This is a genomic window from Amphritea opalescens, assembly GCF_003957515.1.
In the GTDB taxonomy this organism is placed as follows: Bacteria; Pseudomonadota; Gammaproteobacteria; order Pseudomonadales; family Balneatricaceae; genus Amphritea; species Amphritea opalescens.
In genome coordinates this window covers 28806-42548 of sequence record NZ_RQXW01000012.1, presented here as the reverse complement: position 1 = coordinate 42548, position 13743 = coordinate 28806, and the positions used below count along the sequence as shown (strand labels likewise).

Annotated in this window: 13 protein-coding genes and 1 other RNA gene; 9 read left to right on the top strand and 5 right to left on the bottom strand. The window is 51.5% G+C overall.

The window, feature by feature from the left end:
* Positions 1–110: 110 nt before the first annotated feature.
* From EH243_RS13230 to EH243_RS13210, 5 genes are all read right to left on the bottom strand, one after another.
* Entirely contained in the window at positions 111–413 is a 303-nt protein-coding gene (locus EH243_RS13230) for a hypothetical protein (protein WP_126159149.1), read from the bottom strand.
* Positions 414–752: 339 nt separating this feature from the next.
* Positions 753–1319, bottom strand: coding sequence for a BON domain-containing protein (locus EH243_RS13225; RefSeq protein WP_126159148.1), 567 nt, complete (start codon positions 1317–1319; stop codon positions 753–755).
* Between the two features lie 3 nt (positions 1320–1322).
* Complete coding sequence (locus EH243_RS13220) at positions 1323–1913, bottom strand: SIS domain-containing protein (RefSeq protein ID WP_126159147.1); 591 nt, start codon at positions 1911–1913, stop codon at positions 1323–1325.
* An 11-nt stretch (positions 1914–1924) separates the two neighbouring features.
* Positions 1925–2308, bottom strand: coding sequence for a YraN family protein (locus tag EH243_RS13215; RefSeq protein ID WP_126159146.1), 384 nt, complete (start codon positions 2306–2308; stop codon positions 1925–1927).
* A gap of 9 nt (positions 2309–2317) precedes the next feature.
* Positions 2318–4132, bottom strand: coding sequence for a penicillin-binding protein activator (locus EH243_RS13210; RefSeq protein ID WP_126159145.1), 1815 nt, complete (start codon positions 4130–4132; stop codon positions 2318–2320).
* Between the two features lie 39 nt (positions 4133–4171).
* Here EH243_RS13210 and rsmI point away from each other — a divergent pair, with 39 nt between their 5' ends.
* The 9 genes from rsmI (at position 4172) to mraY (ending at position 13739) form a co-directional block, all read left to right on the top strand.
* Positions 4172–5008, top strand: a complete 837-nt coding sequence (gene rsmI / locus EH243_RS13205; protein ID WP_126159144.1) for a 16S rRNA (cytidine(1402)-2'-O)-methyltransferase — start codon at positions 4172–4174, stop codon at positions 5006–5008.
* Between the two features lie 62 nt (positions 5009–5070).
* An RNA gene (rnpB, locus tag EH243_RS13200) (RNase P RNA component class A) lies at positions 5071–5428 on the top strand.
* An 898-nt stretch (positions 5429–6326) separates the two neighbouring features.
* Complete coding sequence (gene mraZ / locus EH243_RS13195) at positions 6327–6785, top strand: division/cell wall cluster transcriptional repressor MraZ (protein WP_126159143.1); 459 nt, start codon at positions 6327–6329, stop codon at positions 6783–6785.
* A gap of 18 nt (positions 6786–6803) precedes the next feature.
* Entirely contained in the window at positions 6804–7742 is a 939-nt protein-coding gene (gene rsmH / locus EH243_RS13190; protein WP_126159142.1) for a 16S rRNA (cytosine(1402)-N(4))-methyltransferase RsmH, read from the top strand.
* Complete coding sequence (gene ftsL / locus EH243_RS13185; protein WP_126159141.1) at positions 7739–8089, top strand: cell division protein FtsL; 351 nt, start codon at positions 7739–7741, stop codon at positions 8087–8089. The genes rsmH and ftsL overlap by 4 nt, the downstream gene beginning before the upstream one ends.
* On the top strand, positions 8079–9794 hold the full coding sequence (locus EH243_RS13180; protein WP_126159140.1) for a peptidoglycan D,D-transpeptidase FtsI family protein: 1716 nt from the start codon (positions 8079–8081) through the stop codon (positions 9792–9794). Before ftsL ends, EH243_RS13180 begins: the two co-directional genes overlap by 11 nt.
* Positions 9791–11272 carry a UDP-N-acetylmuramoyl-L-alanyl-D-glutamate--2,6-diaminopimelate ligase gene (locus EH243_RS13175; RefSeq protein WP_126159139.1) on the top strand — a complete coding sequence of 494 codons (1482 nt, stop codon included), beginning with the start codon at positions 9791–9793 and terminating at the stop codon, positions 11270–11272. Before EH243_RS13180 ends, EH243_RS13175 begins: the two co-directional genes overlap by 4 nt.
* Positions 11269–12657 (top strand): UDP-N-acetylmuramoyl-tripeptide--D-alanyl-D-alanine ligase, encoded by a 1389-nt coding sequence (locus tag EH243_RS13170; protein ID WP_126159138.1) that lies wholly within the window; start codon positions 11269–11271, stop codon positions 12655–12657. Before EH243_RS13175 ends, EH243_RS13170 begins: the two co-directional genes overlap by 4 nt.
* Positions 12657–13739 (top strand): phospho-N-acetylmuramoyl-pentapeptide-transferase, encoded by a 1083-nt coding sequence (mraY, locus tag EH243_RS13165; RefSeq protein ID WP_126159137.1) that lies wholly within the window; start codon positions 12657–12659, stop codon positions 13737–13739. Before EH243_RS13170 ends, mraY begins: the two co-directional genes overlap by 1 nt.
* Positions 13740–13743 lie beyond the last annotated feature (4 nt).

Below are 13743 nucleotides of genomic sequence, written 5' to 3'. Positions count from 1 at the left end.
CTACGCAAAAATGGGGTTCAGGTGCTCTGTGTGGGAGCCTCTTCTAGAGGCGATTCCATCATTTTCGCGTAGGGTGCTGGTGAGCTTGCGAACCGCTCCGGTATTGTCGATCAAAGCATCGCGGCCAGAGGCCGCTCCCACAGGAAGATAGGGTTCACATTCTCTGGGTGGGAGCCTCTTCTAGAGGCGATTTCATCATTTTCGCGTAGGGTGCTGGTGAGCTTGCGAACCGCACCGGTATTGTCGGTCAAATCATCGCGGCCAGAGGCCGCTCCCACAGGAATATAGGGTTCAGGTGCTCTGTGGGAGCTTCTTCTAGAGGCGATTCCATCATTTTCGCGTAGGGTGCTGGTGAGCTTGCGAACCGCACCGGTATTGTCGATCAAAGCATCGCGGCCAGAGGCCGTTCCCACAGGAAGATAGGGTTCACATTTTCTGTGTGGGAGCCTCTTCTAGAGGCGATTCCATTATTTTCGCGTAGGGTGCTGGTGAGCTTGCGAACCGCACCGGCATTGTCGATCAAAGCATCGCGGCCAGAGGCCACGCCCACAGGAAGGTAGGGTTCACATTCTTTATGTGGGAGCCTCTTCTAGAGGCGATTCCATCATTTTCGCGTAGGGTGCTGGTGAGCTTGCGAACCGCACCGGTATTATCGATCAAAGCATCGCGGCCAGAGGCTGCTCCTACGGATGGTGGGTATCGAATCAAAAAAGGCCACCATCGGTGACCTTTGTGTGTTTCTCTGTGTTGGTCTAGTCGATATATTCGAAGATCTTAACTATTTTCTGGATGCCGTTAACGCTGCGGACAACCTCGATCGCTTTATCTGACTGATCTCGGGTGACTAATCCCATGAGATATACCACGCCGTTTTCGGTCACAACTTTAATCTGGGTCGCATCGATCCCTTTGTCGCCAATCATGTTGGCTTTGATCTTGGCGGTAATCCAGGTGTCGTTGGCGCGTGCTAGCGAGGCGGTTGGGCTGGTGATGGTGAGTTCGTTATGAATACGACGGATTTTGCGTACCTGGCTAACGATCTGCTCAGCTTCTGAGCGGCTGGCTTCGTTGGGTACTTGGCCGGTGAGTAGCACAATACCGTTAAAGCTGGTGACATTAACGTGGCTGCTGCTGAGATCGACAGAGCCTTTGCTGATGTTCACATTGGCTTTGATCTCGATGAGTTGGTCATCGACGAAGCTGCCGGTGGTACGGTCGGTGGGATCCTCTTTAATAGGCTCCTCTTTTAAGCTGCTGACCACGGTTGAGCAGCCGCTGCTTAAAAGGCCTGCTATGACTAGGATGGCTATCCGTTTCATCAATTATTCTCCGCCAAAAAGTTGATAATCTATCAGATCGCACAAGGCGTGCAGAATCAGTGTTTGTGCCCCAAAAATAAGGGCGGGGTCGTCTGCCGGTATGCAAAATTCAACCTCATCAGGCAGTAATAGAGAGTGAATATCGTTATTAGTTCCCCCGGTGAGGGCAATGACCAGCATATCGCGGTCATGGGCTGCTTGGATCGCCTGAACTAAGTTGGCAGCACGGCCGTCACTCGAGAGTAATAATAGTAAATCACCCGGCTGGCCAAGGGCGCGAATCTGTTTCGAGAAGATATCGTTAAACTGGCCATCTTGGGCGATGCCGGTGAGGGCAGAGCCTTCGGCGCTCAGGGATATTGCCGGTAGGCCGGGACGCTCATGGCGAAACTGATTCATGAGCAAGCTGCTAAAGTGCTGTGAAAGAGCCGCACTCCCGCCGTTCCCACAACAAAGGATTTTGTTTTCGGATATCAGGCAGCCGAGTAACAGCTCTCCGGCATGCGAGATCATCGGGGTGTATTCTTCGATGGTTTGGGCATTAACCTCCATGCTGTTATGGAATAGGTTAATAACTCGGTCTTGAAGTACCATCGGTGCTCCTGTCAGAAAGTGGCTTCAGGTCTGAAGGCGTCTTTATACCATACGGGGCGGGAATCTCCACTCCCGTTGCCCTGATTGGCCTCAAATGCTACCACATCAAACCGGCAGATAGGCAGGTTACTGCTTTTCTGCTGGCTGAGGAAGTAACTTGCTGTTTTTATTAATTTCTTCTGTTTACGAAAATCAACCGATAAACCGGCACCACCCCATTGTTGATGACGCCTGCTGCGCACCTCGACGAAGACTAATTGATCGCTGTCTTGCATGATCAGATCTATTTCACCAAAGCGGCAGTGATAATTTCGCTCGATCAATTTGAGGCCTTGTTGGTTGAGATACTGTAGTGCGTTTTGTTCGGCATCCTTGCCGATTTGCTGTCTATCCATGGTGCAGTCTCAGTCTATGGGTTGAGCTATTCCCTGCTTGAACGTTGTCCAGTTAAGGGTGCGTATAACTTGATTGTGTTCGTTGATAGAGAGTGACCCTGTTTCGCCATCTATCTTCGCTGCGCTTGAGGCTGACAGTTGGGCGAGATAGGGGTACAGGGTAAAGGCATCGATGCCGAGTGCATAGAGTCGTCCAAAACGGCTATCGGTGTCGTCCCGTTGCTGTGCCAGTTGTAAATGCTCGGCAGAGGGTGGGCTGCTCAGCCAAGGGGTAGTGACGAAGAGAATGCCGTTAAGATCCTGATCTTGGATGGCTGATTTAGCGCCGGTATAGAGATGTGATGTGGCATAAACCGGGACATCGCCGGCGTAATGAAACGCTAGAGTCGGTTTAATTTGCCGAGCCATTTGTGGCAATACCGATAGGAAGATGGCATCGACATCTTGGCGGCGGCGATTTTCAAACTGGGGTCGTTGGCCGATAATGCGGGTGATCTGAGTTTTGCGGATCGCGCTTTGGTCGGTGGCAAGTAGTTGGGAGACCTGATCTGAGTAACTAATATCATCGTTATAGCTAAGGCTATCGAGGACGGTACCGCCGAGCGCTGTGAAGCGTTGTTTGAAAGCGCTAGCCGCACGTGTGCCCCAGTCGGTGTTCGCGGTGTATACCAAGACTTGGCGCTTATTATCCTGCCACGCGCGTTCTGCTGCTTGGACGGCTTCATCTTCGATCGCTAAGCCAAACTGATAGATATTGCTTTGCTGTAACCCAGGAGCGGTATTAAGTGTCAGTGTTGGAATTGGCGCAGGACCGAAGTTGATCAAGCTCTCAACCATCTCCTTTTGTAGCGGCCCGATAATAAGGTCGATATTGCGCTCGCTAGTCAGTTGATAGAGTTGTTCTGCTGTGGTGATCTTGGTTGAGTCGAGCATCGTCACTTTGGCAGTGGTTTTACCTGCCTGTACCGCATTGTAGTGAGCGGTCATAAAGCCGGTAATGATCGCTTCGGCAGGTTTTTGCAGATTGCCACTCATCGGTAGGAATAGGGCGATATTTTCGGCACTGAGGGTGTCAGCACTCGTCACGGCTAGTAATGCATCGGGTGGTGTTTGTTGGGCCGGGTGAGACTGCCAGAGGACATTCCACTCCTGTAGCTGTGCGTTTTGCTGGCTCAGATCGTGCGCCTTGCCTGCACTAAGCCCGAGTTCATACCAGCCCTGTTGATAATAGTTATTATCGGTTTGTTGGCTAAGCTGTGTCAGTTGGTCGACCGGCATCTGGGTTAGTAGGCGCCAAATGCGATTGTGTAGGGCTTTAGCCTTGTCGGCAGGACTATAGCTGCTCAGTTGAATGAGTTGCTGTAGTTCGTTGTATGTATTTTGTTCATAGCGGTAAGCGTCGGCTTGCATTTCGCCAATCTGGTACTGCTGCGCGGGCGCTAGGTTTTTAGTCGTTTCTGGCGGTAGTTGCTGTAGATAGCGTAACGCTCGCTGGCCGTCTTGTTGTTGCAGGGCTGTTCTGGCCTTTAATTCCGAGATTTCAAACTGCAGCGCAGGGGTGAGGCGCTGCATGTCGACCTCATCCAGTAGCTGGGAGGCTTCGCTCTGTCGATTTTGTAAAATCAACAGACGGGCGGCTTCTGCTTTGAGTTGGGCGCTTTTTACCGGAGCAGCGACTTCCGCCTGCTGAATCAGTGCGGCAACCCGTTTCATAGGGTCCGCAGGGGCTTGAGGGGTCATATTTCCCTGTTGGGAACCACAGCCGGTAAGAAAAAGTGCCACGCTGGCGGTTAGGACCAGAGACAGACGGCTTGGAAACGTCATATACTTTCACATCCTGAATTATAAATGGCTCGAATACTGATGTCCGAAGCAGTTTTATATGTTGTCGCAACGCCAATAGGTAACTTAGAAGATCTGACGCCGCGTGCGCTCCGTATATTGGAGTCGGTCGCCTTGATTGCGGCTGAAGATACCCGTCATAGTGGACGTTTGCTGTCACATTTTAATATCAAAACGCCGATGATAGCAGTTCATGACCATAATGAACGCCAGCAGCAGCAAAAAATTATCGAAAAGTTGCAGCGGGGTGATGATATTGCCCTGATTTCGGATGCGGGAACACCGTTAATTTCCGATCCTGGCTTTGTGTTGGTGCGAGAAGTACGTGCAGCAGGCTTTAAGGTGAGTCCGCTACCCGGTTGTTGCGCTTTGGTTGCTGCTCTTTGTGCCGCCGGTGTCCCCTCCGATCGTTTTGCCTTTGAAGGCTTTCCGCCAGCGAAGTCCCAGCAGCGGTTGAATTTTTATACCGCGTTAGCCGCCGAAACGCGAACCCTGATGTTCTATGAATCACCCCATCGCATTATCGATAGCTTAAAGGATATCGTGGCTGCATTTGGTCCTGAGCGTCAGATTGCTCTGGCTCGGGAATTGACCAAGACCTTTGAGACCTTTCTGAATGGGACGGCTGAAAACGTGTTAGCGCAGGTTGAGGCGGACCCTAATCAACGTAAAGGTGAGTTCGTGTTGATGGTTGAAGGTGCGCCCAAGCAGGATGAAACCTTGCTTGATCCGCGCAGTAGTGAGGTGCTGGATATTCTGCTGGAGGAGTTGTCGGTGAAGCAGGCGTCGGCGCTGGCGGCGAAAATCACAGGGATTAAAAAGAAGGTGATGTACCAAGCGGCACTCGACCGTAAATAATTCAACGGGCTTGTCACGGTTCTGCTTGCTTATAGTGTGCTTGCTGGTATCCTTTGCGCCGTAGAGTTCGCCAGACAATCGCTGCTTCCGTAAGGAAGGGGAGGAAAGTCCGGGCTCCATAGGGCAGGGTGCCAGGTAATGCCTGGGAGGCGAAAGCCTACGGCAAGTGCAGCAGAGAGCAAACCGCCTACGTTTCCTGTTTACAGGAAGCCGGTAAGGGTGAAAGGGTGCGGTAAGAGCGCACCGCGTGCGTGGTAACATGTCACGGCAAGGTAAACCCCACCTGGAGCAAGACCAAATAGGAATCCATGAGGCATGGCCCATGCTGGATTCGGGTAGGTCGCTTGAGGCCTGTGGCGACGCAGGCCCTAGATGAATGATTGTCCACGACAAAACCCGGCTTATCGGCGAACTCTACACCTCTACATTTCATTTTCTTTTTTTACATCTAAGTGCTGGATGTCCACGACAACTCCTTGTTAAAACCTAGGGCTTATCGGCGAACTCTACACCTCTACATTTCATTTTCTTTTTTACATCTAAGTGCTGGATGGCCACGACAACTCCTTGTTAAAGCCTAGGGCTTATCGGCGAACACTACACCTCTTTATCTCCACACTTCCGATACCTTTTTTATTACACCGTAGTTTTTGATGTGCACGACAATTCCTTGTCAAAGCCTTGGGTTTGCCAGTGAAATCAACACTTTTGAATTTCAACGTCCCTTTTTTAACGTCTAAATTTTTGATGTCCACGACAGTTCTCAATAAAGCCTCAGAGCTTGTCGGCGGTTTCATATCGCGGATGCTCCCAATGAAACATTGCTGTTGTCAGTTAAGCTCTATGGCTGTTCGCTCGATATCCGCCGCTTTTTCAATAAAGCGAGTGGCTGTCGGTCTTGTCTGACTTCAGTATTCTCTCGTCGAGTGATCGTTTGCTGTGCTGCTTTTTTGATCAGTTAACTTGATCCGGAAAAGAGTGTCGCCGTTTTGATATTTTGCCGATTGCTTTGTGTCGCCTTTTGCTGGAATCGTGGCGGTTAACCACTTCCTTTGTAGGGCCTTCTTTTTATTCATCTGAAATAGTGGCTTTTTAGCTGTAGTGATCACTTACTTTTCTTAACTGGCTGTTTTTTCGGTTGTTTTCTCCCGTTGTTATTGCTGAGTGATGAATTGTATTTGTGAGCTGTGCTCTTTATTCATTTATAAGCTCGTCACGACCGCTTTCTTTCTTGCAAATGTAGGGGTTAATTCCTATAGTGTGCACAGTGGGAAAATGTGGGTAAATGTGGGTAAAATTGGTTTTTTAGGAGAGGTATTTGTTTTTTCGTGGGGTTAATCCAATCAATCTCGATGCCAAAGGTCGTATGGCCATACCGGCGCGCTACCGTGACACGCTCACGGAGCACTGCGGTGGGCACCTGGTTGCGACGATTGATACGGAAGAGCGCTGCTTACTGCTATACCCACTGGCCGAATGGGAAGAGATTCAGGCCAAGATTGAAGCATTACCCAGTTTTAACCCAGCCGCGCGGCGTATTCAGCGGTTGTTGATCGGCCATGCTACCGATATCGATATGGATGGCAATGGGCGTTTACTGTTACCGGCCCCGTTGCGTGAATATGCGGGCTTGAGTAAGAAAATTATTTTGTTGGGCCAGGGTGGCAAGTTTGAGATTTGGAGCGAAGAGCGCTGGATGGCGACCCGCGAAGAGTATTTGGCCGAAGCAGACGGCGGTGCAGAACTGCCAGAAGAGTTACAGAATTTATCACTTTAAACCGACAGGGGTTAGCACATGAGTGCAGAGTTTAAACATATCACAGTGTTGTTGAACGAGGCTGTGGATACCCTGGTTGATGATCCGGATGGGTTTTATATCGATGGGACCTTTGGTCGCGGAGGACATTCGGCGTTGGTATTAAGTCGTTTGTCGGAGCGCGGTCATCTGATGGGCATTGATAAAGATCCGGAAGCGATTATCTGCGCGGCGGAGCGGTTTGGCGATGAGCCACGTTTTAGTATTGAGCGAGGCTCATTCGCGCAGCTAGAAGAGTTTGTTCGTCGACGTGAGTTGGCTGGACAGGTGGATGGGGTTTTGCTGGATCTGGGTGTTTCCTCGCCACAGTTAGATAACCCTGATCGTGGTTTTAGTTTTATGTCCGACGGCCCTCTGGATATGCGGATGAATCCGGATGTCGGTGAAAGTGCCGCTGAATGGTTGGCGCGGGCCGGCGAAATAGAGATTGCCGATGTGCTCTATACCTATGGTGAAGAGCGTCATTCACGGCGGATGGCTAAGGCTATCGTGCATGAGCGCGCGCTGGACCCGATTGTGACAACCGGTCGCTTGGCAAAAATCATTACTGAAGCGAACCCTGCGTGGGAGAAAGGTAAAAATCCGGCTACCCGTGCATTTCAGGGTATTCGTATCTTTATTAACCGTGAACTAGAGGATCTGGAAGACTGTCTTGATCAGGCGCTCGAGATGCTGAAGCCGGGCGGTAAGCTGGTGGTGATCAGTTTCCATTCGCTGGAAGATCGTATCGTTAAGCGTTTTATCCGTAAGTATGTCAAAGGCGATGAGCACCTACCGCCCGGCATTCCGGTGACCGATGATATGTTGAATATCCGTCTTAAGGCGGTGGGTAAAGCGATGAAAGCGGGACAGGATGAGGTGTCTGATAACCCTCGTTCACGCAGTGCCGTGATGCGGGTGGCTAAAAAAGTACGATGAAGCTGAGTCTGCCACTACCCCGTTGGTTTAAGGCGAAAGAAGAGCCGCCGATCAGCGGATTGATTGAGCCTGCCGAGTTAATTAAACCCGGTTTGCTGCTGTTTTGTTTGGTCGGGGGGCTGGTGGTGTCGGCGTTGTTGGTTATTTGGTCGGCGCATCAGTACCGCGTTCTATTTAATCAGCAGCAGGAATTAGTACAGCAGTGGGATGAATTGCAGGTTGAATGGGGTCAGTTGTTGCTCGAACAGGGCACGCTGGCCGCCAATAATCGGGTCGAGTCTGTGGCTATTAAACGTCTAGGTATGCGGATTCCTGAACAGGTTGAGGTGATCAGAGATGAGCGATGAGCAAGGTTTACAAGCTCGTGCGGCCAGAGGCTGGCGCTTATGGCTGGTGTTCGCCTTGCTGTGTCTGATTGCCGCCGGTGTGGCTGGCAAAATGCTCTCGCTGAATGTACAAGAACAGGATTTTTTAAAGCGTCAGGGTGATGCTCGAGTGCTGCGTACCGCCATCATTCCTGCACATCGGGGCATGATTAGTGATCGCAACGGATTGCCGCTATCGGTGAGCGCACCGGTTTCAACCGTGTGGATGAACCCGAAAGAGTTTGATCTGCAAAGCGGCGCTATTACCAAGCTAGCGAGTTTAATCGGTAGTGATAAAAATGCCCTGCTAAAGCGGGTGGCGCGTTTTCGTGATAAGCAATTTGTCTATCTCAAACGGCAGATGACCCCCGCGCAGGCCGAACAGGTAGAAGAGTTACATATTCCCGGCGTTTATGTTGATCGTGAATATAAACGTTTCTATCCGGCAGCAGAGGTGGCTACCCACCTAGTAGGATTTACCGGGTTAGATGGTGTGGGGCAGGAAGGCATTGAATTAGCCTTTGAGGAGTGGTTGCAGGGGATTCCCGGCAAGAAGCTGGTGATGCGTGATCTGCTGGGGCGAACGGTTAAGCATATCCGCGAGCTAGAACCGATGGTGCAGGGCAAAGACTTGCAGCTGAGTATCGATCTACGTTTGCAATACTTAGCCTATCGCGAACTGAAAGCGGCCGTGCAGGCCCATCAGGCGGATTCCGCTGCGATGGTGGTGTTGGATGTACACACGGGTGAAGTATTGGCGATGGTGAATCAGCCATCTTATAACCCCAATGATCGAAGCAATTTGGGTAAGGGGATGGAATCGTTACGTAATCGCGCGGTGACCGATACCTTTGAGCCGGGCTCTACCATGAAGCCGTTGACGATTGCCGCGGCACTGATGAGTGGTAAATACACCTTGGATAGCAAGGTTGATACGTCGCCGGGTTATATCCGTGTGAAGGGTAAAACGATTCGTGATCACCGCAACTATGGGGTATTGAGTCTGGGGCGGATTATTACTAAATCTAGCAACGTTGGGGCAACGAAACTGGCGTTGAGCCTGCATGGCGATGCGGTGCGTAATGTGTTTCATAATGTGGGCCTTGGCCAGGTGCCAGGTACCGGCTTTCCCGGTGAACAGGCCGGTGTTTTACCTTATTTTGCGGAAAATCGCTTGGTTGAGCGGGCGACGATGTCTTATGGCTATGGCTTGTCGGTGACGCCATTACAGTTAGCGCAATCTTATCTGCCATTTGCCACCGGTGGGCTGGTGCGGCATGTCTCGTTGCTGAAGCTTGATCGGCCCGAGTCTGGTACCCGCGTAATGCCTAAAAAAGTGGCTGATGCCATTTTACGAATGATGGAAACCGTGACTCAGTCCGGCGGCACGGGGCGTCGGGCGGCGATTGAAGGTTATCGTGTGGCGGGTAAGACCGGTACGGTGCATAAAGTGGGCGTAAACGGATATGCCGATGATCAATATATGTCGATCTTTGCTGGCGTAGCTCCGGTGGATAACCCTGCGATTGTCGCTGTTGTGATGGTGGATAACCCGAAAGGGCAAGAGTATTACGGTGGCGAAGTAGCCGCACCTCTCTTTTCTCGAGTGGTTGGCGGCGCCTTGCGAATGCTGAATGTGGCGCCGGATAACTGGCAGCCGGCAAAGCCTCATGTGGTGATGAAATGAGTATCCCTGAGTATGCCTTGTCTGATCTGTTACCGCAGGTCGCAGTAACAGAGTATGCATCGTTGCTTATCCGTGGCATCTGTCAGGATAGCCGCGATGTTAAGCCGGGTGATCTGTTTTTTGCCCGCGATGGTGTTAATCATAAAGGAATTGATTTTGTTTGCTCCGCTGCAGCAGAAGGGGCAGTCGCTGCGATCGTTGATGACGCAGAACTGGCTGCAGCGGGCTCTATTAATGTGTCGATCCCTCTGATCGGAGTAGCGGATGTCGCTACTGTGATTGGCGAGGTCGCTTCACGTTTTTATGGCGAACCTTCTCTTCATATGCGGGTTGTGGGTGTGACCGGAACCAACGGTAAAACCTCCTGCGCCCATTATATCGCCCAGCTGTTGACGGCTTGTGGCGAAACCTGTGGTTTGATCGGTACCGTTGGGAATGGGCTGTTGGGTCAATTGAGTACCGCGACACATACGACCCCCGACGCTATTGGTGTACACCGTCTGTTGGCAGATTTTCGTCAGCAGGGGGCGACGGCGGTGGTGATGGAGGTATCTAGTCACGCACTGGATCAACAGCGGGTGAGCGGTGTGCACTTTGAGGCGGCCGGTTTCACCAACCTTTCCCGTGATCATCTCGACTATCACGGCGATATGGAAAGTTATGGGGCGGCTAAAGCGCGTCTATTTAACGATATGGCGATTGCACATCAGGTGATCAATGCCGATGACGCTTTCGGTGCCAGCCTGCTAGCTCAAGATGGTCAGGAGCGACTGGGGTTTGGTGAATCAGCGGGTGCCGCGGTACGTGCGACGGAGGTCAAACTGTCGGCGGCGGGTATGCGTGCAAAAATTAGTTCCCCGAGTGGAACCTTCAGGTTAGATACGGGTCTGATCGGCCGGTTTAACCTGAGTAACCTGCTGCTGAGCATCGCGATTACCGAGAAAATGGGTTATCCACAGGCTGAGATTGAACGTGGATTACAACAGATAAGCCCCGTTGCTGGGCGTATGCAGCGGGTTTCTAAAGCGTTGCCATTAGTCGTGGTGGATTATGCGCACACGCCCGATGCCTTGGAAAAAGCACTGGAAGCGTTGCGTCGCTATTGTGACGGTGAGCTCTGGTGTGTGTTTGGTTGTGGTGGTGACCGAGATAACGGTAAACGGGTGCAGATGGCTCAGGTAGCCGAAAAATTGGCCGAGCGGATTGTGGTCACCAGTGATAACCCGCGCACCGAAGATCCACAACAGATTATTGACATGGTGATGACCGGCTTTAGTGGTAGCGCAGAGGTGATGTGCGAGCCTGACCGCCGGTTGGCGATCGAGCAAGCCGTTGCTGCGCTTAAGCCTGAGGATATTTTATTGATTGCCGGAAAGGGACACGAGAATTATCAGGATATACAAGGCGTGAAGCGACCATTTGATGACTTGGCTGTGGCCCGTGATGCGTTGGCGTTATCACAAGGGGGCCATCAATGAACGGCCCGTTTCGTTTAAGCGAACTGACTGGGCCTTTGTCTGCACGGCTAGTCGGTGGCAGCTGTGCCGTGCTTGGCGTTAGCACGGATACCCGCAACATTCAGGCAGGGGATCTATTCGTTGCGCTGCGCGGTGAGCATTTTGATGCCCACGATTTTGTTGTTCAGGCGGTGGCAGATGGTGCAGTGGCTGTTGTCGTGGAGCGAGAAGTTGAGGTTGATGTACCGCAGTTGGTGGTCAGCAACACGCGGATGGCGCTAGGGAATTTAGCGGCTTTCAATCGCGCCCGTTTCAGTGGCTCGATGTTTGCCGTCACGGGTAGCAGCGGTAAAACCACCGTCAAAGAGATGTTGGCATCGATTAATCGGTTACGGGGGCAAACCTTAGCCACTCAGGGGAATCTCAATAACGATATCGGTGTGCCGCTAACTTTGCTGCGGCTCTCGGCGGGTGATCAGTATGCGGTGATTGAGATGGGGGCCAGTGGTGCACATGAAATTGCATACAGTACCCATTTGGCCAAACCCGATGTTGCTATTTTGAATAACGCCTTTGGCGCTCACCTTGAAGGGTTTGGTTCTCTTCGAGGCGTGGTGCTGGCGAAGGCAGAAATATTTGAAGGGTTGTCCGCTAACGGTACCGCCATCGTTAATTTGGATGATCCCCATGCGGATGTCTGGCTCGGTATGCTCTCGCAGCAGCCACGACTCACCTTTTCGATTACAGATGAAGAGGCGTCGGTGTTTGCTTCGAATATTCGCTTACAGGCAAACGGTTGTTATGCCTTTGATCTGAATTATCAAGGTGCTCAATACCCCGTCAGTCTTGCGTTGATGGGGCGACACAATATTGCTAATGCGCTAGCCGCGGCGGCCGCTGTTTTGGCCGATGGATGTCAGCCAACCGTGGCGGCAGAGGGGTTAAGTCTGTGTCAGGGCGTTGCTGGGCGCATGCGTCCTATTCAGCTAAATGAAACAACGCTAGTCATTGATGACAGTTATAACGCCAACCCCGATGCGGTGAAAGCGGCACTGGATACCTTAGCTGAACTCGAGGGTGATCAGGTCTTGGTATTAGGCGATATGGGGGAGCTGGGGGCTGATGCAGAACAGAAACATCGCGAGGTCGGAGAATACGCAGCCAAAAAAGGCATCGATCGATTGTTGAGTTGCGGTGTTTTGAGTCGTGCTGCGAACGAAAGCTTTATGGCGGCGGGTGGCCAACATGCAGAACATTTTTCGGATAAAACCGCGTTGCTAACGTATGTGCAGCAGTTGCCTGCGTGTCCGCGTGTTTTATTAATCAAAGGTTCTCGCAGTGCGGGAATGGATCAAATTGTAACGGGCCTGACCAATGACGGCTCTACCGATGGAGGTAGTCACTGATGTTATTGTTTTTGGCCAACTGGCTGGCTGAATATAACAGTTTTTTCACCGTGTTTAGTTATCTGACACTACGCGGCATTCTTGGGGTGCTGACTGCGCTGTCGATCTCCTTAATGTTGGGGCCTGCGCTGATTCGTAAACTGAAAAGTAAACAGATTGGCCAGACCGTGCGTAGTGATGGTCCGGAGTCTCACTTCAGTAAAGCGGGTACCCCGACGATGGGTGGCGCGCTGATTATTCTGGCCATCATGATCAGTACTTTGTTGTGGGCAGACTTGACCAACCGTTATACCTGGATCGTATTGGGGGTTATCTTTATTTTCGGCGCGGTAGGTTGGGTTGATGATTACCGCATGGTCATTGAAAAAAGTACGCGAGGTTTGCCGGCCCGTTGGAAGTATTTTTGGCAGTCGGTGGGCGGTTTAGGGGCGGCGATAGTGCTCTATATGACGGCTCAAGCACCCGCTGAAACCCAGTTGATTATTCCGATCTTTAAAGATGTCGCGATCGATATGGGGCTGTTCTTTATCGTCTTCACCTATTTCGTCATTGTCGGCACCTCAAATGCGGTGAACCTGACCGATGGTTTAGATGGTTTGGCTATCTTGCCAACCGTGCTGGTGGCCGGCGCTTTGGGCTTTTTTGCTTATTTGGGCGGCAACGTTAACTTTGCTGACTATCTGCATATTCCCTATATCGCCGGTGCCGGTGAGTTAGTGATTATTTGTGCTTCGATAGTGGGTGCCGGCCTTGGTTTTCTGTGGTTTAACACCTATCCCGCGCAGGTCTTTATGGGCGACGTCGGCGCGTTAGCATTGGGTGCTGCACTAGGGGTGATTGCGGTTATCGTGCGCCAAGAGTTTGTCTTGATGATTATGGGCGGGGTGTTTGTGATCGAAACCGTGTCGGTCATCCTGCAGGTAGGTTCCTTTAAGTTGACGGGTCGGCGCATCTTTAGAATGGCGCCGCTGCATCATCATTTTGAGTTAAAAGGTTGGCCAGAACCGCGGGTTATTGTGCGGTTTTGGATTATTACCGTGGTGCTAGTGCTGGTCGGCTTAGCAACCCTGAAAATACGTTAACGGA